This is a genomic window from Variovorax sp. LG9.2 (assembly GCF_035018885.1).
Taxonomy (GTDB): Bacteria; Pseudomonadota; Gammaproteobacteria; order Burkholderiales; family Burkholderiaceae_C; genus Variovorax.
In genome coordinates, this window is the sequence record NZ_JASJXB010000012.1 from 51,513 (window position 1) to 73,842 (window position 22,330).

General features: G+C 65.4%; 15 protein-coding genes. 6 read left to right on the plus strand and 9 right to left on the minus strand.

What is annotated here, in order from left to right; all coding sequences use genetic code 11:
- Positions 1 to 2: 2 nt before the first annotated feature.
- From QN413_RS14290 to QN413_RS14330, 9 genes are all read right to left on the minus strand, one after another.
- Positions 3 to 1,115, minus strand: a complete 1,113-nt coding sequence (locus QN413_RS14290) for a BMP family ABC transporter substrate-binding protein (RefSeq protein ID WP_323497249.1) — start codon at positions 1,113 to 1,115, stop codon at positions 3 to 5.
- Positions 1,116 to 1,242: 127 nt separating this feature from the next.
- The gene (hpxZ, locus tag QN413_RS14295) at positions 1,243 to 1,626 is read right to left on the minus strand and encodes an oxalurate catabolism protein HpxZ (RefSeq protein ID WP_323497250.1); all 384 of its coding nucleotides are present in this window, start codon (positions 1,624 to 1,626) and stop codon (positions 1,243 to 1,245) included.
- 17 nt (positions 1,627 to 1,643) lie between these two features.
- Positions 1,644 to 3,071, minus strand: a complete 1,428-nt coding sequence (locus tag QN413_RS14300) for an AtzE family amidohydrolase (protein WP_323497251.1) — start codon at positions 3,069 to 3,071, stop codon at positions 1,644 to 1,646.
- Positions 3,068 to 3,274 (minus strand): DUF4089 domain-containing protein, encoded by a 207-nt coding sequence (locus QN413_RS14305; protein ID WP_323497252.1) that lies wholly within the window; start codon positions 3,272 to 3,274, stop codon positions 3,068 to 3,070. Before QN413_RS14305 ends, QN413_RS14300 begins: the two co-directional genes overlap by 4 nt.
- A 7-nt stretch (positions 3,275 to 3,281) precedes the next feature.
- Positions 3,282 to 4,103 (minus strand): ABC transporter ATP-binding protein, encoded by an 822-nt coding sequence (locus QN413_RS14310; RefSeq protein WP_323497253.1) that lies wholly within the window; start codon positions 4,101 to 4,103, stop codon positions 3,282 to 3,284.
- A 6-nt stretch (positions 4,104 to 4,109) separates the two neighbouring features.
- Complete coding sequence (locus QN413_RS14315) at positions 4,110 to 4,946, minus strand: ABC transporter permease (RefSeq protein ID WP_323497254.1); 837 nt, start codon at positions 4,944 to 4,946, stop codon at positions 4,110 to 4,112.
- Between the two features lie 2 nt (positions 4,947 to 4,948).
- Positions 4,949 to 5,950, minus strand: coding sequence for an ABC transporter substrate-binding protein (locus QN413_RS14320; protein WP_323497255.1), 1,002 nt, complete (start codon positions 5,948 to 5,950; stop codon positions 4,949 to 4,951).
- Positions 5,951 to 6,038: 88 nt separating this feature from the next.
- Entirely contained in the window at positions 6,039 to 7,772 is a 1,734-nt protein-coding gene (gene atzF / locus QN413_RS14325; RefSeq protein ID WP_323497256.1) for an allophanate hydrolase, read from the minus strand.
- Positions 7,773 to 7,862: 90 nt separating this feature from the next.
- Entirely contained in the window at positions 7,863 to 14,183 is a 6,321-nt protein-coding gene (locus tag QN413_RS14330) for a hypothetical protein (RefSeq protein ID WP_323497257.1), read from the minus strand.
- Positions 14,184 to 14,474: 291 nt separating this feature from the next.
- On the opposite strand from QN413_RS14330, the gene QN413_RS14335 reads away from it, so the two are divergent.
- From QN413_RS14335 to QN413_RS14360, 6 genes are all read left to right on the plus strand, one after another.
- Positions 14,475 to 16,277, plus strand: a complete 1,803-nt coding sequence (locus tag QN413_RS14335; RefSeq protein WP_323497258.1) for an NAD(P)/FAD-dependent oxidoreductase — start codon at positions 14,475 to 14,477, stop codon at positions 16,275 to 16,277.
- A 74-nt stretch (positions 16,278 to 16,351) separates the two neighbouring features.
- Positions 16,352 to 17,713 (plus strand): AmpG family muropeptide MFS transporter, encoded by a 1,362-nt coding sequence (locus QN413_RS14340; protein WP_323497259.1) that lies wholly within the window; start codon positions 16,352 to 16,354, stop codon positions 17,711 to 17,713.
- 146 nt (positions 17,714 to 17,859) lie between these two features.
- Positions 17,860 to 19,053, plus strand: coding sequence for a beta-ketoacyl-[acyl-carrier-protein] synthase family protein (locus QN413_RS14345; protein WP_323497260.1), 1,194 nt, complete (start codon positions 17,860 to 17,862; stop codon positions 19,051 to 19,053).
- A complete protein-coding gene (locus tag QN413_RS14350) occupies positions 19,050 to 19,868 on the plus strand; it encodes a beta-ketoacyl synthase chain length factor (RefSeq protein ID WP_323497261.1) in 819 nt (272 codons plus the stop codon). The genes QN413_RS14345 and QN413_RS14350 overlap by 4 nt, the downstream gene beginning before the upstream one ends.
- Positions 19,868 to 21,538 carry an NAD(P)/FAD-dependent oxidoreductase gene (locus QN413_RS14355; RefSeq protein ID WP_323497262.1) on the plus strand — a complete coding sequence of 557 codons (1,671 nt, stop codon included), beginning with the start codon at positions 19,868 to 19,870 and terminating at the stop codon, positions 21,536 to 21,538. Before QN413_RS14350 ends, QN413_RS14355 begins: the two co-directional genes overlap by 1 nt.
- A gap of 66 nt (positions 21,539 to 21,604) precedes the next feature.
- On the plus strand, positions 21,605 to 22,327 hold the full coding sequence (locus QN413_RS14360; protein ID WP_323497263.1) for a response regulator transcription factor: 723 nt from the start codon (positions 21,605 to 21,607) through the stop codon (positions 22,325 to 22,327).
- Positions 22,328 to 22,330 lie beyond the last annotated feature (3 nt).

Genomic DNA, 22,330 nt, shown 5'->3' on the forward strand with positions numbered 1-22,330 from the left:
CTTTAGAAGCTGCCGTTCACGCCCTCGACCAGGTAGTTCATCTTTTCGAGTTCGATGTCGGTCTGCTTTTGCGTCTTGCCAGCCGCCAGCACTTCCTTGCCCTTGTTGTCCTTGAGCGGGCCTTTGAAGATGTCGAAGGTACCGGCGATCATCTTGGCCTTGACGTCGTCGGCCTGCTTCTTGGCGGCGTCGGTCACGGCCGGGCCGTAAGCCGACATCTTCACGTAGCCGTCCTTCAGGCCGCCACGCAAAAAGTTGGGGTGCGGCTTGCCGGTTTGCGCGGCTTCGATGATGGTCTTGTAGGCGGTGAGCCAGTTCCATTCGGCGCCGGTGAGGTAGGCCTGCGGTGCCAGCTTGGCCTGGCTTGCGTGGTAGCCGCAAACCATCTTGCCGCGCTTGGCGGCGGTCTCGACCACCACCTTGGGGCCATCGACGTGCATCGTGAACACGTCGCAGCCCTGGTCGGCCAGGCTGTTGGTGGCTTCGGCTTCTTTCACCGGCATCGACCATTCACCCGTGAAGATGACACTGCAGGTGATGCCGGGCTTGACCGAGCGCGCACCCAGCGTGAAGGCGTTGATGTTGCGCAACACCTGCGGGATCGGCTTGGCCGCCACGAAGCCGATCTTGCCGCTCTTGCTCATGTGGCCGGCAATCACGCCGTTCAGGAACTGGCACTCGTCGATGTAGCCGAAGAAACTGCCGACATTCTTGGGCATGCTCTCGGTCCACAGGCCGCCGCAATGCGAAAAGCGTACATCGGGGTCCTTGGGGGCGAGCGCCAGGATGTGCGGGTCGAAGTAGCCGTAAGAAGTCGGGAACAGCAGCTTGGCGCCGTCCTGCGAAATCATGCCGGTCATGGTCTTTTGCACCGCTGCGGTCTCAGGCACGTTCTCTTCTTCGACCACCTTGATGCCAGGCATTTTCTTGATCTCGGCCGCGGCCTGGGCGTGTGCCTGGTTGTAGCCGTAGTCGTCGCGCGGGCCGACGTAGATGACGCCGACGGTGAGTGGCTTTTGTGCGTTGGCGAATGCGCTGAATCCTCCGAGGGTGCCTGCTGCGCCCAGCGCGGCGAGTGACTTAAGGGAATCGCGACGGTTGAATTGACTCTTCATGGCTCTCTCCGGTTTTGGGACGGCTTGCGGGTTGATCCTCCAATGCATCCTGGACTGGCGCATCTTGGATACAAGAAGGTATGCACGAAGTGTGCCGAGATGAAGCGCACCGAAACCAGCGTCGATTTCAGAGCAGGCTCACATGCGCCGACACCACGCGCCAGCCCTCTGGTGTGCGCATCCAGGTCTGGCTCTGGCGGCCGGTGCGCTCGCTGCCGGCACGGCGAAATTCGCAGTTGGCGGTCGCGAAGTCGTGCCCATAAGTGGTGATGACGGTGCGCAGCAATTCGCGCGCGAGCCCCACGGCGGGGCGCCCGGCCCGGAACGCCTGGATCGCTTCATGGCCATAGAGGTTTTCGCCGGCGCCGTAGCGCAGCGTGAGCGGGCTGTCCCAGAACAGTTCGTCGAGCACCCCGACGTTGTTGGTGACAAGCGCGTCTTCGTAGCGCTCGAACGCAGCAACGACTTCGGCGACGACGTCGGGCAGGTTGATAGCAGGTTGCAGGGACATGAGGATGCTTCTTCGGTTCAACTCAAAGAGGCCACCGGCGCGTGCACCACGTCGGCGGCTTCGAGTGCCGCGGCCACACGCAGCACCAGGTCTTCGCGCCAGGGTGCGCCGATCACCTGCACGCCGATCGGCAAGGTCGCGTGGGCGCCCCACACCGGCACTGCGCACACCGGCAGCCCCACGCATGAAATGGGTTGCGTGAGCAGCCCCATGTTCGGCCGCACCGGCAGGCGTTGTCCGTTGATCTCGAACCACTCCGCGCCGATGGGCGTGGCAGCCGAAGGCGTTGCCGCGGCCAGCAGGATGTCGTAGCGCTCGAACACGCGCGCCACCGCCTCGGCGTAGGCGCGGCGCACGCGCTGGGCGCGCGCAACCCACGCGGCCGGCAGCAACGCACCGGCTAAAAATCGGTCGCGCGACAGCGGCTCGAAGTCATGCGGCCGCTTGCGCAAATCGTTCAGGTGCAATGCCGCACCTTCGGAGTTGGTGATGAGAAACGCCGCCGCGCGGCCTGCATCGACCATCGGCAACATCACCGTGCTGACCGCGCCCAGCGCGTCGGCCACGCGGTCGACCGCGACCAGCGCTTCCGGCCCTGCGTGCTCTCGAAAGTAGCCGCCGAGCACGCCGATGCGCAGCCCTTGCGCGCCGAGGTCGAGATCTTTGACGACGGCCTCGACATCGCGCTGCGCACAACCGGGATCGCGATGGCCGAAGCCCTCCGGCCCCTGCATCGCGTCGTAGGCCAGCGCCAGGTCACGGGTCGACCGCGCGAACGGGCCGAGGTGGTCGAGGCTCGAAATGAAGGGATAGCTGCCGGTGCGCGGCAGGCGGCCGAAGGTCGGCTTGAGCCCGAACACACCGCACAGCGATGCCGGCACGCGGATCGATCCGTTGGTGTCCGAGCCGAGCGTCAGCGGCACCTGCCCCGCCGCCACCGCAGCACCCGAACCGCCCGACGAGCCGCCCGCGATGCGGGTGCGATCGTGCGGGTTGCGCACCGGGCCGGCGTGGCTGTTCTCGGTGGTGAAGCCGTAGGCGTACTCATCCATGTTGAGCGCACCGACCAGCACCGCGCCAGCGCTCTCGAGGCGCCGCACCAGTGCCGCATCGCTGCGGGCGGGCGCACTCTCGCGCTCGATCTTCGAGCCGGCCAACGTGGCGATGCCGGCGATATCGAACAGGTTCTTGACGGCGAACGGCACGCCCAGCAGCGGCAGCTCGCGCGTGCGATCGCCGTTGGCCGAAGCCAGCGATGCATCGACCTGCGACGCGCGCCGCAGCGCCCGCGCCTGCAGCACTTCGGTGAACGCGTTGATGCGGCTGTCGGTCGCGGCGATGCGCTCCAGGCTGGCCTGCACCAGCGCCACCGCGCTGACCTCGTTGGCCCGCACCGCATCGGCCATCGACGACGCATCGCTGGCCAGAAACGCTTCGGGGTTCATCGCTCTTGCTCCGTCGGGCTCACGGGCACGAACGTCACCGCGGGCTCGTGCGAAGGCGCCAACGGCACCGCCTCGACGATGTCGGCAAAGCCTGCTGCCAGCGTGAAGTAGCCGAGGACGCCCGCCCGGTGCTCCGGCCAAAGCCGCAGCCCCAGCGCGGCCGCTGCCGCATCCACATAGGTTTCGATCTGCACAGGCGTCATGGCAACCTCATCGTCTGACTTCGCGCTGGAAGATTTCGAGGCTTAGCTTTTTCATGGCTACGAAGCTCGGCTCGCTCAGCGTCTCGAGGGTGCGGGGCCGTGCATCGCCGTAACGCAAGATTTCGGCCACCCTGGTCGGGCGCTTGGTCAGGAGCAGCACCTGGTCGGCCAGGTACACCGCTTCTTCGAGGTCGTGCGACACCAGCAACATGGTGGTGCCGGTCTTCATGAAGACCTCTTGCAGCTTCTCGCGGATGAACAGTGTCATCTCGAAGTCGAGCGCCGAGAACGGCTCGTCGAGGAACAGCACCTCCGGGTTGGGCGCCAGCGCCCGCATGATCGACGCCGTTTGTTGCTGCCCGCCAGAGAGCTCGTAGGGGTAGCGCTTCAGGTCGAACTTGACGTCGAACGACGCCACCAGCTCGGCCATGCGGCGGTCGACTTCCGCTTTGCTCTTGCCTTCCAGCTTGAGCGGATAGGCGATGTTGTCGATGGTGCGCATCCACGGAAACATCGCCTCGCGGTAGTTCTGGAACACGTAGCCGATCTTGGTGTCCTTGCGCTGCTTGCCGTCGAACAGGATCTCGCCGGCATCGATCGGGACCAACCCGGCGATCATGTTGATGAGGGTCGACTTGCCGCAGCCGTTGGGCCCGAACACCGAGACGATCGCGTGCTTGGGAATGTCGAGGTTGAAGTTCTCGTACAGCGGCCAGCCGGCGAAGTACTTGGTCAGGCCGCGGATCGTGATGTGCGTGCCGGCCGGGCCGGGCTGGAACTTGGGTTGCGGCACGTCGGCAAAAACAGGGCCGTTCAAGACTGCGCTCATGGTGATTTACCTCCCCGACCAATGGACGATGCGGCGCTCGGCCACCAGGAAAAGAATGTTGAGCGCATAGCCCAGCGCGCCGGCCGCCAGGATGGCCGCGTACATGCTCTTGACGTTGAGCACCTGCTGCGCATCGATGATGCGGTGGCCGAGGCCGCTGTCGGAGCCGATGAACATCTCGGCCACGATCACGATCACCAGCGCCATCGATACGGCGGAACGCAAGCCGACGAATGAGGGTTGCAGGCTCTCCCAGATCAGCACATCCTTGAACACCTGCCAGCGCGATGCGCCCATCACTTTGGCTGCCATCACGCGTTGCTTGCGCGCATTGATGACGCCGTAGGCACTGTTGAAGATCACGATGAGGAAGGCTCCGAAGGCGGCGATCGCCACCTTGTTGACGTCTGACACGCCGAAGATCAGCAGGAACAACGGGATCAGTGCTGACGAGGGCGTCGAGCGAAAGAAGTCGATCAGGAACTCGACGCTGCGGTAGGCCTTCTCGTTGCTGCCGAGCAGCACGCCGAGCGGCACGCCGACGACGGCCGCGATCACGAAAGCCTGCAACGTGCGCCATACCGTGACCGCGAAGTCGAGCAGCAGCGGGCCGCCAGCCAGGCCGGTCGCGAGCGCATGCAGCGTGTCGATGGGGGTCGGCAACAGGATCTGCTTGATGAAGCCGAAACGCACCACCAGGTCCCACAGGATGAACAGCGCGATCGGCCCAATGAAGGGCAGGAAGCGGTCCCAGGCGGGTGCCGTGGAAACCGAGACGGCGGCAGCGCCGGCCGGCGGCGTCCACGGTACGCCCGTGGTTGTGGTCGTGGTGGCATCGGCCATGGTCATGCCTTGTAGATGAGCGGCTCGACCGGCACCTTCTTCTCGAAGATGCCTTTGTCGCTGAACAGGTCGTAGAACTTCTGGAAGTACGCGATGTCGCTCGGCTTGAATTCGTTGTAGAGCATGTAGGAGGCCAGCGGCACCTCGGCGGTGAGCGGCCCCTCGATGGCCGTGTAGCCCTTCATGAACTGGCGCGCTTCATCGGGTTTGGTGCGCACGAGTTCGACGCCGCGTGCATAGGCCGCGATGAACTTCTTCGAGACTTCGGGGTTCTTCTTGATGAACTCGGTCGTGAGGCTGCCCGCGCCGCCGTGCCATGGCGCCATCGGATCGCCCAGGATGTACTTGGCGACGACACCCGCTTCGATGACGCGGGTGGTGCCGTTCATGCGGCCGATGGTGCCGGTCGGCTCCAGCGTGTAGCAGGCGTCGACCTGGCCCGCCACCAGCGAGGCGACGTGCTGGCCGATGGGCAGCTCCGTCACCGTGGCGCCGGTTGCGCCGGCGCGCTCCAGCATGGTCTTGCACAGCGTCGTATTCTGGATGCCGGGCCCGGAGGCGACCCGCTTGCCCTTCAGGTCGGCCATCGTCTTGATGGCGCTGTCCTTGCCCGTGATGAACTCGTCGAGCACGTACTTCACGTTGCTCGGGTTGGTGCAGAAGATCTTGAACAGGCCGGGCTGCGCGATCTCGCCGATGGCGAGGTTGGCCGTACCGGTGCCGTTGGCACTGCCATCTCCGCGGCCCGAGAGCATGGCTTCCATCACCTGCTGCGCGCCCGCGAACTTGAGCGGTTCGACATCGAGGCCGGCTTCTTTGAAGTAGCCTTTTTCAAGGGCGGCAAAAAACGGCAGACCGGCCGCAACGGGCCAGAAGCCGATGCGGATTTTCGGACCTGTCTGGGCGCGCACGATGGCCGGTGCTGCCAGCACGGCGACCCCCGCGGCGCCCGCCTGCAAAAGCTGCCGGCGCGATGCGCGATGAAACTGTTCGGGGTTGCTCATGGACTCGGGCTCCTCGTTGAATGGGACGGTAGAGAAAAGGACAAGGGAAAAGGCGGGAGAAGAAGGCGAAGGCGAAGAAGGGCAGGCGTCATGAGCGCGAAGCGATGTACCTGCGCCAGCCACCGTGATGCGAGATGTCTTCGGCACCGTCGAGCGCCAGCGCTTCGCAGACGAAGCCCTGCACGCTGCTGCCATTGGCCAGTGCCAGCGTGCCGATGCCGAGGGGCGCAGGAATGAGCGCAACGAAGCTGCCGTATTGCGCCATCGGCATCTCCCACACTTCGAGTTCGAGCGCGACGCCTTCGCCCGGCGCGACGCGGACCATGCCGGGCTTGGGCGGCACGGTGCCGGGCAAGGCGTAGAGGCGGTAGCTCGGTGCGCTTTGCGTCTTGGCGACCAGCGTCGCGCCGCGGTCGGCAAGTTGGCTGTTGAGCGGCATGCCCGACAGATGAGCGCCGACGACGGCGACGCGCGCCATGGCAGGCGCTGATGTTGCCGGGGCCGTCGATGCGTTCGCGAACACGTCGACGGGCGCGGGCAGCGGCTCGCCAGTCGCGCCTTGCGTGAGCCCGCTTGCGTGGTGATAGCGCTGGCCCAGCTCCGCCAGTTGCAAGTCGCTGCCGCACAGGCCGATCAACGTGATACCGAACGGCATGCCGTCGGGCCGCAAGCTGCTCGGCACAGAGATCGCGGCGTAGTCGAGCAGGTTGACGAAGTTGGTATAGGCGCCGAGGTTGCGGTTGAGCACGACCGGGTCGGCCTGCATCGCTTCGATCGTGTAGTGCGTCGGCGCGGTCGGCACCAGCAGCAGGTCGATGTCGTTCCACATTGGGGCGACGCGCTGGGCCAGTGTGCGCAGCTTGATTTGTGCCTCGACCAGATCGGCCGCGCTGTAACCACGACCGGCAGCGAGGATGCCGCGCACCGGCTCGATCACCTCGGCCTCGTGCGCGTCGAAGAACTCGCGCACCGCGGCGTAGCGCTCGGCGACCAGTGCGCTGTCGTAGAGCAGCGCGGCGATCTCCGCGAGAGGTGCGTAGTCGATGGCGACCTGGATGCCTCCCATGTTCTCCAGCTGCGCGACGGCATCTGCGAACGCGGCCTCCGAGGCGTGGTCACCGAAGAAGGCCAGCGTCGACGGCACACCGAATCTAAAGCGCTTCGGGTACGGTACGTTCGTCAGTTCGAGTGCTCGCGCGTACGGGTCCGCCGCGTCGAAGCCCTTTGCCGCGTGCAGCACCTTGAGCGCCAGCCCCACGGTGCGCGCGAAGATCGAAACGCAATCGACACTCTGCGCCGCCGGCACCACGCCGCGTGCGCTGATGAGCCCGCGCGACGGCTTGATGCCGACGATGTTGTTGAGCCCGGCCGGCACGCGGCCGGAGCCTGCGGTGTCGGTGCCGAGCGAGAAGTCGACTTGCCCGGTCGCGACAACGTAAGCAGAGCCTGAGCTCGATCCGCCCGAGACATAGCGCGCATCGAAGCTGTTGGGGACCGCTCCGTAGGGCGAACGCGTGCCGTTGAGGCCGCAGGCAAACTGGTCGAGATTGGTTTTTCCGACGCAACTCGCACCGGCATCGAGCAGGCGCTGCACCACACGCGCATGCGAAGTTGGCGTTGCGCGGAAGTCAGCGAACGCGGCGCAGCCTGCGCTGCTGGCGATGCTGGCCACGTCGATGTTGTCTTTGGCGGCGAAGCGCAGGCCGGCCAGTGCGCCCGTCGTGCCCGACCCGGCGCTTGCGCTTGCGCTTGCGCTTGCAACCGGAGTGTCGAACCGCTTGATCCAGGCGGTCGCGGTCGCGTCGATTTTCGTATGCACCATCGTCAGGCATCCCGTCTTGTGTACAAGATGACACGCAAGCGACGTGCCAGCGCATTTTCACGGCGGGCGGAAGGCGGCGCGAGCGAACGATCAGTCGAGCTTGACGGAAAACAGCACCGTTCCGCTGACGCCCGGATCGAGCGGCCCGGTCAAGCTCCAGCGCAGGGGTCCGGTGCCGCCGGTCGACTGCACGGTGGCGCACGGCACGGTCGGCTGTGGCGCAGGGTTGCCCGGCGTGCGCTTGGCGCAGGCGGTCATTGCCGCTGGCGTGGAGCCTGCGGTCGCCGCGACAAAGGTGGTGTAGCTGGGCGTCACGTCGTTGACGTCGAGCCCCGTGATGGGCGCCGGCCCATTGTTGGTGTAGGTGATGCGGTACTCCAGCGTTTCACCCGACTTGGCCAGGTTGTCGAAGCCGAAGACGCCGTTCTGCGTCAGGTTGCGAACTTCCTTTTTTAGGTCGAGCGCGCCGCCCGAAACGGTAGTGAGGTCGTTCAGCGTGTAAGTGGCCGTCAATGCGGACATCGCGCCGGTGTAGCTGAAGCTCGCCTGGACCAAAGCGTTGTCGGTGTAGCCGGCGGGCGCGGTCGCCGGCACGAAGACCTGCACCAGGATGCACACCGGCTGGCCCGCCGTGACAACCATCGATACCGAGGGCGGATAGAGCATGGCGGCGCCGGCTTGCAGCGTACCGGTGCAGCCCGGGTCGGCAATGATCTTCTCGTTCCAGCCGCTCAGCGGCGGCGACCTGACCGACGAGGCAATCGCAAACCCGACCGAGCCGCCGCTGCGTGCAGAGAAGCTGTGCGGATAGCTCACGGTGTTGCCTGCGATGCCGCTCTTGACCTCCCCCGTCGCGAAGGTGTTGGGCGGTACGTCGCCGAAGTTCAAGTCGGCGTGACCGCTGCCGTTCCATGCGAAAGCGATGACATCCAGCGGCACCGCGCGGGTGTAGGTGTAGCCGGTACCTCCTGTCGTGACGAGCGAGCCCGCGGGCAACGCGACGGAGCCGACCGACGCACCGGTCGAGAGCCAAGTGCCGGGCGTCGTCTCTTGCACGCACAGGTTGTTGCCGGCCGCGGTGGCGAACGGCACCGCCAGCGAGTAACGGCCCGCGCCGTCGGTGACGGCCGTGGCGATCAGGCTCGAACTGCCGCAATCGAGCAGCTTCAGCGTCACGCCCGACACGCCGGCTTCGGCGCCGTTCAGCACGCCGTCGTTGGCGATGCCTGCGCCGGCACCGCTGTCGGTGAAGACACGGCCGGTCACGCTGAAGGCGTAGGCGTTCACGAAGGTGCAGGTAAAGGCTGCGCCATTGACCATGTTGGCTGCCGGAATGGTCAGCAACGCGCCCGACAGCGTTCCGATGGCGCCGGCAGGGTTGCCGCTGACGCCGGCGTTGCCGTCGACGCAACTCGCGCTTTGCGGGTTGGCTGGCCAACCGGCGGGCGCCGTCTCGCGAAGCGTCGCCACGACGCCGCTGGTGCCGGTGAGGTTGGCAGCGCCATTGCCCGACGCCGCGCCCACCACCGTCACGCTGTCGGTCGGCGCGGAGAGGCCGCTCAACGCAAAGCCGAACAGGTTGCTGCCCGACCCGCTGGCAACCGTCTTGACGATCTGCACTGTCGGGTTGCTGGCGACCACCGCAATCGCCGCGGTCTTGGCATCGCACGCCTCGCCTGCCGCCGAGGTGCAAGACGGGTCGCCACCGCCACTCAGGTTGACGGTGTTGGTGCCACCCCCAGCGCCGACGGCAGTGCCAGCGACGTTGATCGGTATGCGGATCGAGAACGTCCCCGGCGCCACGCCACTGGCAACGCTGCAGCCGGTGAGGTTGTTGCCGCTGGTGGGGCAGCCGCTCAGGACACCCGTGGTGGTGCCCGCGACCAAGGTGGGCGTGCCGCTGAGCGTGATGCCGTTCGGCAACGTGTCGGCTGCCGTGATGGCGGCCGTCGTGGTCAAGGCGCCGACGGTGACGTTCACCGAGTAATAGAGACCTGTCGCGCCGACCAGGAACGGGCTCGTACTGGCCGTCTTGGTCGCGCTGATCGACGGTGCCTTGTTGTTGGTAAAGGTGCACACGTACCTGGCCCCTGCCGGCATGTTGTTGACCGGGATCGTGAGGGTGTTGGAAGAAGCGGTAAGCGCAGTTGAGTTGCCGGTCGTCGCAGCATTGGTATCGGCGCAACTGACGGAGGTGGTGTAGCCGGCTGCGGCGGTCTGCGTGACCGTTGCAGACGTGCTGACCGATCCGCGGTGCACGGTGGCAGAGGTGACCGTTGTGCCCGATGTGGCGGTGGTAACGCTATCGGTCGTGTTCGTGACGCCGCTCAGCGTGAATCCGAAAGTCCCGGTGCCGCCAACTGACCGCGTGGCCACGGTCAAGGTGGGAAGCACCGTGTTGGTTATCGTGCAGGTCAGCTTTTCGGTGCCGCCGCTGCTGCTTGCTGGCGGGGCAGTCACCGTAAAGTTGCCGCCGTAGCCGCCGGACGGATAAATCGAGAAGTGATCGTCCCGGCAGGCGAACGTTGAAAGGTAATTGGCAAAAACGGTGCCACTGGCGACGGTCTCCCCGATGGTGAGGGCACCGCCCGCGTTTACGCCGATGTTGGAGATGGTGGCACCGTCGCCTGCGGCGAGCAGCGGGTTTGCCGTTCCATCGACGCCCAACGCGACGCCGCCGACCGTCAGGTTGAACAGCCCGTTGTCTGGCGGCGTGCCCAGGATCTGATTGATAACCTTGATGGTAGGCCTGAGGTTGTTAAACGTGCAGGTGATGTTGGCATTGCCCCGCATCACGGCAGCTGGCAGCGTGATCGTGGTGCCAGCCAGCGTGGCCAGATTGCTGGTCGAGTTCAAGTTGCCATCAGCCGGTGCATTCGAATCCAAACAGACGACCGTGTCTAACGATGTGCGCCAGCCCGCGGGGATGCTCGACTCGTTAATAGTTGCTGCCACACCAGCCGTGCCGGTCAGCGTCAGCGCCGAACGCACCAATGCGTTACCCGTTACAACGATGCTGTCAGCAGAAGCAGACAAGCCGGTCATGGTGAAGCCGAAGGTCGATGCACCCGCGCTGGCGGTCGCGGTGTTGGTGAAGAGATTGATGGTCGGCAGTCCAGCAATCGGCGTGTTGTCAGTGGTGCTGTCGCAAAAATCCGCAGCCGTCGTACAGCTTGCATCGCCACCGCCGGCAATGTTGACCGTGTTGGTACCGCTTGTTGCCGTCGCTGCGACGTTTATCGGTATCTTGATGCTCAAGTAACCGGCGGCCATTCCGGTCGCGATGGTGCAACCGGTGGTGCTGTTCCCGCTAGTCGGACAACCCGACAACGTGCCGGTGCTTGAGCCTGGTATCAGTGTCGGCACACCGCCAAGCGTGATGCCCGTCGGCAAGTTGTCGTTCACCAATATGGGGCCCGTCGTGGTTGCATTGGTGAAAATGTTGACCGTGTACGACTGTCCGCTGGCACCGACGATGAGCGGGTTGGCGCTCGGTGTTTTCGTTGACGACAGGTTCGGCGGCGGGTAGAGCGTGTTGTAGAAAGTGCAGTTGAAAGCGGCGCCGCTTTTCATGGCGGGCGCTGCGATGCTTGCCACGTTGGCTGCCAACGTCGCATAGTTGGCGCCCACGACGTTGCCTGATACCGACGCGTTGTTGTCTACGCAGAAAACAGAGGCCGGGTTGCTCGGCCAGAAGGCCGGCACAGAGCTCTCCTTCACCGTCGTAAGCGTGTTGGCCAACGAGACGGTTTGATCCGGCCCCGATGCCGCAACGTTGGGGCTAGTGGTCGTGATGCTGCCACCGGTAATGCCGTTGGTTCCTGTAAAACTGAAAGTGCCGACACCGCTGCTTCCGCCGCCATTGCTGACCTTGGTGATCTTGACCGTCGGCACCTTGTTATTGGTGAAGGTGCAAACGTACGACGCGCTCAACTTCACGTTCGCGGCGGGAATCGTGATGCTGTTGGTGCTTGACACGAACGGCGTGGTGTTGCCCGTGATCGAGCTGTTCCCATCGGCGCAACTGGCGCTTGTGGTGTAGCCGGGTGCGGCCGTCTGGGAGACCGTGATCGCAGTGCCGACAGTGCCAACATGCTGAACGCCCGACACGATCGTGGCCGACGGATTTACCGTGGTCACGCTGTCGCTGGTGTTGCTTGCGCCGCTCAACGTGAAGTTGAAAGTACCGGTACTGCCTACACTTTGTGCGCCCACCAACACTCCAGGGGCTGGCGTATTGGTGATGGTGCAGTTCACGCCCTTGAGACCAGCGCCGTTGGCTGAAGCCGGCGGCGCAGTCACCGTGAAACTGCCACCGGAGCCGCCGACACCGGTCGTATAGGTCGCCCCAGCGTAATTAACGCATGCGATGCTGGAGAAATAGCGCGCCAGATTGGTTCCGGTGCCTGCGGATTCGACCAAAGTCAACGCACTGCCGACATCGACGCCAACAACTGCGGTAGTCCCGTAGTTGCCAACGTCGTACACGGGGTTACCGGCCGATAGCAGGTTCGCACCGCCGACAGTCAAATTGAACAAAGCCGAATCGGGTGCGATACCCGCGATCTGCTTCTTTAGAACAACGGTCGGGCGCGCGTTGACCAGGGTGCAGGTGAACAAGGCCCCGGCTCGCATTGCCGAGCCCGGCAGCGTGACGGTATTGCCGACTAGAGTAGCAAAATTAGTGCTGCTCGAGCCATTGCCATCGGCAGCAGCATTGGCGTCTTTACAGGTCACGCTGTCCAGATTTGTCGGCCAACCCGCTGGAATGCCGGATGCCACGATCGTGACAGTGGTTCCCGCTGTGCCGTAGATGCCTGCGGCGTTTTGCGACGACGCCGTCTGGCCCACACCGACCGTCGCGATCGAATCGCTGCTGATTGACAGGCCGGTGAGGGAGTAGCCGAAAGTCGAGGAGATTGGCGCGGCGTTATTTGTCTGCGCCGTCAGCTGCATCAGCGGCGGGTTGTAGACGGATGTGGCCGGCGTCGTGGCGTCGCACGCATCTGGCAGGACCGCGGTGCAGTTGGGATCTCCGCCGCCCGAAAGGTTCGCAGAGTTGGTGCCGGTGGTCGCCGTGGTTGCGACGCTCACCGGAAAACGGATGGAAAAGCTGCCGACCGCTGCGCCGGCAGCGACCGTGCAACCTCCCGTCGCGCCGCCGGAGGAGGGACAACCGGACAGCACGGCAGTGCCCGCCACGATCGTCGGTGTGCCGCTCAGCACGATGTTGGCGGGCAACGTGTCGGCGATGCTGATCGGCGCCGTGGTCGGTGCGGTGCCCACGTTCACCACCAGCGTGTAGTACTGCCCCGATACGCCGCCGAGCAGCGGGTTGGCACTCGCTGTCATGCTCGATGTGACGACTGACGGCAAGTTGTACTGGATCACCACCAAGCCGTTGCCGCCCGCGGATGCTTGTGCACCGCCCGCACCCACGCCGGCCGAGTAGACGCTGTCGCCCGTGTTGCCGGCCACGCTGCCGGCCCCTGCCGTGGTCGAAGCCCCTGTCAGGACACCCGTGTAGCTGGAGCCGCCGCCGCCCGCGGTCTGCGAGCCACAGTTGAAATTAGAGTCGCCGTTGCCGCCACCACCGCCGTAGTAGCCGCCACCGCCACCGCCACCTCCGCTGTTTCCGGTGGAGGACGCAAAAGGTACGCCGTTGCCGCCTGCGCCGCCCTGTCTCGCGGTGCCGGCCAAGCCGTTTCGAGCCGTTTCGACGCTGACGCCTCCAGCCCCGCCAGAGCCCGAGCTTCCGCCCTGCCCACCGGAGCCGCCTGCAGCCCCGCAGCCGGCAGGTGCGTAGTTGCTGCCCGCCAGTCCGGTCGTCCCGCCACCCGCTCCCGCGACTGGAAACGTGTCGTACGCCTGATCGACCACGGCGCCGCCACCGCCACCCGCAGTCAGCCTCTCGGTGCCACTCAGCACCATCGCGCTGCGACCACCACCGCCGCCGCCGACGTGCGGTGTGCCGCCGGTGGCGCTGCCGCCCGCGCCGCCACCGCCGTAGGCTGAATTGCCGGCAACCGCCGAAAGTGCGGCAGCCGATCCGCCGCCACCGACCACCACCGTCAGGCTGCTGCCAGCCGCAACGGCGAGGTTGCCGGTCGCATAGCCGCCGCCGGCCGAACCGTTGCCGTACGTGTTGGAGATGGAGCCTCCGCCGCCCGCACCCCAGGCCTTGAAGTTCAGCGTCGTGATGCCGGCAGGCACGGTGAACGTCTGATCGACACCGCTGTAGCTGAATTGGGTGCACGCGGTAAAGCCAGCTTGGGGGGTGCAAGCGGTCTGGGCACCCTGCGCGCCGAAGCTCGCCAGCACAGCCAGGCATGCAAGCACTGCGCCGCGCCACGGCACCGGCTGCCACTCGGCCTTGGCGAATGACCGCGCAAAACCGATCAGCAAGAACACATATGAATCCTGACCCCCGTGCAGAAGTTCCGGGATTGGAGCGACTCTAGTGGCGGCCGCGCCCCTCAACCGAAAAATCTCGACTACCGCCTCGTCACGCCGCTTCACCGATTGCAATACTGTTTTGTCGAAAGTGCAACTCGCGCCCACGATCTGTTCCGCATGAAGCCGGCCCGGACATGGCTGTGCGGCACCTTACGACTTGATTCAAAGACACGGGTTTTGCCTCTGGCACGCGTCCGCTCGACGCAGGAACCTGTCGCCGGGATCCCCCGTGCACGGAGACATCCGATGACTGACCTGTCGACTCATCCGACCCAGGCTGCCAGCGCCTGGTTCGCGGACTTTTCGTCCGCCCTGGAACGCGAAGACATCGACGCCGCGGTCGAGCTCTTCGAGCCGGACTGCTACTGGCGCGACCTCGTCTCTTTCACCTGGAATATCTGCACGCAGGAAGGCCCGGCAGCCATCCGCGCGATGCTGCAGGCGCGCCTCGCCGACACCAAGCCGAGCGGCTTTGCCGTCGAAGGCCAGGCCACCGAGGCCGATGGCGTGGTCGATGCGTGGTTCACCTTCGAGACGACAGTGGCGCGTGGCCGCGGCCACCTGCGCTTGCGCCATGGCAAGGCCTGGACGCTGCTGACCACCATGACCGAGCTGAAAGGCTTCGAGGAGAAGACCGGCGCGCGGCGCGTCAAGGGTGCGGAGCACGGTGCGCGACGCGGGCGCCAGAGCTGGCTGGAACGGCGACAGGAAGAAGAGGCCGCGCTCGGCTACGACGAGCAGCCTTATGTGCTGATCGTCGGCGGCGGCCAGGGCGGTATCGCACTGGGAGCGCGGCTGCGGCGACTCGGCGTGCCGGCCATCGTCGTCGACCGCAACGCGCGGGCTGGCGACGCCTGGCGCAATCGCTACAAGTCGCTCTGTCTGCACGACCCGGTGTGGTACGACCACCTGCCGTACATGCCGTTCCCGGACGACTGGCCGGTGTTCGCGCCGAAGGACAAGATCGGCGATTGGCTCGAGATGTACACCCGCGTGATGGAGCTCAACTACTGGCACTCGACCGTCGCAAAAAAGGCGCACTTCGACGCAGCCACCCAGGCGTGGGAAGTGGTGGTCGAACGCGAAGGCAAGGAGGTCGTGCTCAGGCCGCAGCAGCTGGTGTTCGCGATGGGCGTTTCGGGCTACCCGAATACGCCGGAGATCGCCGGTGCCGCCGACTTTCAGGGTGAGCAACATCATTCGAGCAAGCATTCCGGACCGGAGGCTTACGAGGGCAAGAAATGCGTGGTGCTGGGCTCCAACAATTCAGCCCACGACATCTGCGCGGCACTGTGGGAACACGGCGCCGACGTCACCATGGTGCAGCGCAGCTCGACCCACATCGCGCCATCCGATTCACTGATGGAGCTGGCGCTGGGCGGGTTGTATTCCGATGCCGCGGTGAAGGCGGGCATGACCACCGACAAGGCCGACCTGACCTTCGCCTCGGTGCCCTACAAGATCATGGCGCCGATGCAGGTGCCGATCTACGACGCCATGAAGGTGCGCGACGCCGATCTGTATGCGCGCTTGGAGAAGGCCGGCTTCATGCTCGACTTCGGCGTCGACGGATCGGGCCTGTTCATGAAATACCTGCGCCGCGGCTCGGGCTACTACATCGACGTCGGCGCATCGGAGCTGGTGGCCAACGGCAGTGTCAAGCTCAGGAGCGGCGTCGGCATCGAGCGCATCAACCCTCGTTCGGTCACCCTGAGCGACGGCACCGAGTTGCCGGCCGATCTGTTGGTCTACGCGACCGGCTACGGTTCGATGAATGGCTGGCTGGCCGACATGATTTCACCGGAGGTCGCTGACCAGGTCGGCAAGTGCTGGGGCCTGGGCTCCGCGACGCCCAAAGACCCCGGCCCGTGGGAAGGCGAGTTGCGCAACATGTGGAAGCCGACGCAGGTCGCCCAGCTGTGGATTCACGGCGGTAACCTGCACCAATCGCGCCACTACTCGCAGTTTCTGGCGCTGCAGCTCAAGGCGCGCATGGAAGGCATTCCGACGCCGGTGTACCAACTGGCGCCCACGTACCACCGGCGCTGACGGCGCCCCGCGGGCAAGGCCGGGGCGACCGCAGGCATAAGGGAATAATAGGAGAGCCCCACCCTATTGCCCTCATGTCCGCACCCTCGGCTGCCGAAGCCACCCCCGCCCTGCCCTGGCGCGACGCGCTCAAGGTCTACCTCGAACCTGCCACGCTGCGCATGCTGGCCCTCGGCTTCTCTGCGGGGTTGCCGCTGCTGCTGGTGCTGGGCACGCTGAGCTTTCGGCTGCGCGAAGCCGGAATCGACCGCGCGACCATCGGCTTCCTGAGCTGGGTCGGCCTGGCCTACGGCTTCAAGTGGGTGTGGGCACCGCTGGTCGACCGGCTGCCGTTACCGCCACTCACCACGCTGCTCGGACGACGGCGCGGCTGGCTGCTGCTGGCGCAAATGGTCGTGATCGTCGGGCTGGTCGGCATGGCGGTGAACGACCCGAGCGCCGGCTTGCGTCCGATGATCTGGTGCGCGTTGCTGGTTGCCTTCGGTTCGGCCACGCAAGACATCGCGCTGGACGCCTTTCGCATCGAGTCGGCCGAAACCCGCAAGCAAGCTGCGCTGGCGGCCGCCTACCAGACGGGCTACCGCCTGGCGATGATCTGGGCCGGCGCTGGCGTGTTGTGGGTGGCCGCATGGGCCGAGGTGAGTGGTGCGTCGGGCTACCAGAACGGCGCCTGGAAAACGGCGTACCTGGTGATGGCCGGTTCGATGGCGGTCGGCGTGCTGACGGTGCTGCTGTCGCCCGAGCCCATCCGTCGCGTGTTGCCACAGCCCAAGAATGCGGCCGAGTGGCTGCAGAGCGTGCTGGTCGAACCCTTCGCCGATTTCATCCGCCGCTACAAATGGCAGGCGGCGCTCATCCTGTCGCTGATCGCGATCTATCGCATCAGCGACGTGGTGATGGGCATCATGGCGAATCCGTTCTACGTCGACATGGGCTTCACCAAGGAAGAGGTGGCCAACGTCAGCAAGGTGTTCGGCGTCATCATGACGCTGGTCGGCGCCTTCGTCGGCGGCGTGCTGTCGATGCGCGTCGGCGTCATGCGGGTGCTGATGCTGGGCGCGGTGCTGAGCGCAGCCAGCAATCTGCTCTTTGCCTGGCTGGCCGGTCGCGGCCACGACCTGCACGCGCTGATCGCGGTGGTGTCGGCCGACAACCTGGCCGGCGGCATCGCGTCGGCGGCGTTCATCGCCTACTTGTCCAGCCTGACCAACGTCAGCTATTCGGCGACGCAGTACGCGCTGTTCAGTTCGCTCATGCTCTTGCTGCCGAAGTTCATCGCCGGTTACTCGGGCGTGTTCGTCGATGCCTACGGCTACAGCACCTTCTTCATCGCTACGGCGGTGCTGGGCGTGCCGGTGCTGGTGCTGGTCGCGTTGGCGTCGCGTGCCGCCAGGGCCCAGCACGCTTCGACCGCTTCGACAGACCCGAACCGCTAGCCCCGCTACGGCTCTGGACTATCGGATTGCGCCGACGTGGCATAGAGCGTGCTGCTGGTAGGCTGTAACGGTTTTCGAGCGGGCCCGCCCGAGAGCTTGCACCTCACCGTGCGCCCGACCCCTGTATTTTTTCTCTCTCCATCACCGTGCCCTCCCGAATTCCCCCTCTGAAGATCAGCGCCTACACCGCGACCTCGGCCGTCGGTACCGGCAAGGAGTCGCTTGCCACCGCGCTCGAATCGTCCCGCAGTGGCCTGCGTCCCAACGACTTCGGCGATGCACCGCTCGACACCTGGATCGGCCGCGTCGAGGGCGTCGAAGAAGTGCGTCTCCCGGAAGCCTTGGCGCACTGGGATTGCCGCAACAACCGCCTCGCCTGGCTCGGCCTGCAGGCCGATGGCTTCGAGCAGGCCGTGGCCGCAGCGCGAGAAAAGTACGGCGCGTCGCGCATTGCGCTGATCCTCGGCACTTCCACGTCGAGCATCGGCGAAACCGAGCTCGCATACACGCAGCTCGATGCCGAAGGCCAATTCCCCGCCGACCAGCGGAGGCCCGAAGTGCACACGCCGCATTCGCTCACGATGTTCGTGCAGGAAGTGCTCGGCCTCGAAGGTCCGTGCGAGACCATTTCGACGGCCTGTTCGTCGAGCGCCAAAGTATTCGCCTCCGCCGAGCGGTTGATCCGCCTCGGCCTTGTCGATGCGGCCGTGGTCGGCGGTGTCGACACGCTGTGCGGCAGCGTGCTGTTCGGCTTCAACTCGCTCGAGCTGGTGTCGAACCAGCCGTGCCGACCGTTCGATGCGGCGCGGGGCGGCATCAGCCTGGGCGAGGCGGCCGGCTTCGCATTGCTCGAACGCGGCGCCGGTGCGCTCGAACTGCTCGGCTACGGTGAAGCCAGCGATGCGCACCACATGTCGACGCCGCACCCCGAAGGCCTCGGCGCTGAAAGGGCGCTGAACGATGCACTGGCCCGCGCGGGCCTCGGCACCGACGCCATCGACTACATCAACATGCACGGCACCGCCAGCATGAAGAACGACGAAGTCGAAGGCGCGCTGGTCGGACGCCGCTTTCCGGAGACCACGCACGCGAGCTCGACCAAGGGGTTCACCGGGCACACGCTCGGGGCAGCGGGCATCGTGGAAGCCGTCGTCAGCCTGCTCGCCATCGAGCGCGGGCTGAAGCCGGGCACTGTGAACACCACTGACATCGATCCGGACTTCGGACCGCAGATCCGGCTGAAACCGGCGCACGGCGAGGTGCGCTACGTGCTGTCCAACTCTTTTGGCTTCGGCGGCAACAACTGCTCGCTGGTGTTCGGCAAGGGAGCCGCGGCATGAGCACCAACCACATTCCGAAGCCACCGACGCTCTACATCGAAGGCCCGGCCTTCTGGGCCCCGAGCCTGCCGGGCTGGGACAACGCCCGCGCCGCGTTTCGTGGCGAAGGCAACGTGACCGAGCCGCCCGCCAAGCGCCCCGCGCCGATGGTGCTGGCCCCGGCCGAGCGCCGCCGCGCGCCCGACACCGTGGCGCTGGCACTGGAAGTTGCGGCCGCCTCCATCGCCGCTTCCGGCCGCCACGCGCCCGACCTGCCGTGCGTATTCGTCTCGGCGCACGGCGACCTGGCGATCAACGACTACATGTGCACGGTGCTCGCCAGCGATCCATCGGTGCTGTCACCGACCAAGTTCCACAACTCGGTGCACAACGCCGCCGTGGGCTACTGGACCATCGGCACCGGCTGCATGGCGGCCAGCAATTCGATCTCGGCTTTCGAGAGCAGCTTTGCCGCCGGCATGCTCGAAGCCGCCGCGCAGTGTGCCGCCGACCAGACGCCGGTGCTGCTCGTGGGATACGACATTCCGTCGGTCGGTGCGTTGTCGTCGGTCACTACCAGCCGGGGCCTGCTGGCAGTCGGCATGGTGATCGCGCCGGAGCGCACCGAGCGCACGGTGGCATCGTTCGACTGGTCGCTGGTCAGCGGCGAAGCGCACGCCATTCCACCGCGCAGCGACATATCGCAAGCGCTCACCGCCAACGCCATGGCCGACGCGCTGCCGCTGTTCGAATTGCTTGCACTGGGCGAGGCGGGCACGCTGGCGCTCCCGCTGTCACCCAAACTGTCGCTTCAAATGCGGCTCGAGCAGGCCTGATGTCCATCAAAGCCGTTGCGGCGGCCGCCGCCAACACAGCATCCGATGATGCCAATGTGAGCGCGCACGATGTCGTGATCATGGGCGGCGGGCTGGCCGGGCTCACGCTGGCGCTGCAGCTGAAAAAGCGCTTCGACCCCATCGACGTGCTGGTGCTCGAGCGTCGCTCGCATCCGGTGCCGCACGCCGCGCACAAGGTCGGCGAATCCTCGGTCGAGATCGGCGCGCACTACTTTGACACGGTACTGGGCCTGAAGCCGCACCTGCAAGGTGAACAGCTGCGCAAGTTCGGCTTTCGCTTTTTCTTCAGCGAAGGGCGGCGCGATATCGATCAGGTGACCGAGATCGGCGCCAGCCGCTACCTGTCGGTGCCGAGCTACCAGATCGATCGCGGCATCTTCGAGAACTACCTGGCCGAAGAAGCTGCGCGTTGCGGCGTCCGCTTCGTCGACAACGCGCTGGTCAAGCAGATCGACCTGGCCGAAGACGCTCGCCAGCCGCATCGCCTGCGCTGGACGCAAGACGGCGAGTCGCACGAGATCCATGCGCGCTGGGTGATCGACGCCTGCGGCCGTGCGGGCATGTTGAAGCGCAAGCTCGGCCTGGCCGAGCCCAACTCGCACGAGTGCAATGCGGTGTGGTTTCGCATCGGCGACCGCATCACCATCGACCACTGGAGCGACAACGCCGAATGGCGCGAGCGCTGCGAGCCGCAAGCACGCTGGTTGTCGACCAATCACCTGGTCGGCGCGGGCTATTGGGTGTGGCTGATTCCGCTGGCATCGGGTTCGCACTCGATCGGCATCGTGGCCGACCCGCGCATTCACCCGCTCGACCGTTTCGACACTTTCGACAAGGCGATGGACTGGTTCAAGACCTGGCAGCCTGCGCTCTACGACGAGCTCGACGGCAAGCGCCATCTCTTGCAGGACTTCGCCTTCTTCAAGAATTTTTCGTACGGCTGCAAGCAGGTTTTCTCGGGCAAGCGCTGGGCGCTGACCGGTGAAGCAGGGCTCTTTCTCGACCCCTTCTATTCGCCCGGCAGCGACTTCATCGCGATGGGCAACACCTACATCACCGACCTCATCGCGCACGACCGCGCCGGGCACTCGGTGGAAGCACGCGCGCAGCTCTACGACCAGATCTATCACTCGTTCTACGAGAGCACGCTCGCGCTCTATCAGGACCAGTACGCGCTTTTCGGCGACCCCGAGGTGCTGCCGATCAAGGTGATCTGGGACTACACCTACTACTGGGGCGTGCTCTCGCAGATCTTCTTTCAGGATCGGCTCACCGACCTGGCGCTGCTGGGCAGCCTCAAGGAAGAACTGCAGCACTGCCAGAAGCTCAACGTCGCCGTGCAGCATTTTTTGCGCGCGTGGTCTGGCGTGACGACCAAGCGCAATCCGGCGGTGATGCTCGACCAGGCGGCGCTACCCTGGTTTGCCGACCTCAATCGGAGCCTGAAAGACGATCTCGACGACAGCGCGTTTCGCGATCGCATGCGCGCATCGGCCGCACAACTACGGCAGTTGGCCGCTGAGATTCTGGTGCGCGCATCGACGGAACACCCCGGTATCGAAGCGACCGAATTGCGCATGTTGCTCAAAGAAAAAATGGCGATGGTGCCAGCCCATTCCGGTCAAGGGACCATGCTGTTCGCCGCTTGAGGCACATCCCGACGTTTACCCCAACTTTACGCAGCGTTCAACGCGGGTTGCTCGCCGCCCTTCACCATGAAGCTCATGAGCACCCCCCAACTTTTGATGATCGAAGACGACACCCGCCTTGCGCAGATGGTGGGCGAGTACCTGACGCAGTCGGGCTTCGGTTTCAACCACGCAGCCGACGGTGCGAGCGGACTGGCGCAGTTGCAGGAGCACGCACCCGACCTCGTCATCCTCGACCTGATGCTGCCCGACACCGACGGGCTCGAAGTGTGCCGCCGCATCCGCGCACTGCCGGGTGGCCTTGCGAAGGTGTCGGTGCTGATGCTCACGGCCAAGGGCGACCCGATGGACCGCATCATCGGCCTTGAAATCGGGGCCGACGACTATCTGCCCAAGCCCTTCGAGCCGCGTGAATTGCTGGCCCGCATTCGCGCCGTGCTGCGCCGTCGCGGCGAGACGACGAGCGAAGCCGCAGCGTCGACCATGATGCGATTCGGCACCCTGGAGATCGACCGCAACGCCCGCACCGTGACCGTCGCGGCCGCACTGGCCGACCTCACCTCGTACCAGTTCGACCTGCTGGTCGCGATGGCAGAGCGCGCGGGTCGCGTCCTCACACGCGACCAGATCATGGAAGCGGTGCGCGGCCGCGAGCTCGAAGCCTTCGACCGCTCGATCGACGTGCACATGGGTCGCATCCGTGCCGCCATCGAGATCGACGCGAAGAACCCGAAGCGCATCCTTACGGTGCGCGGCGTCGGCTACGTTTTTGCCAAGCAACAAGACTGATCG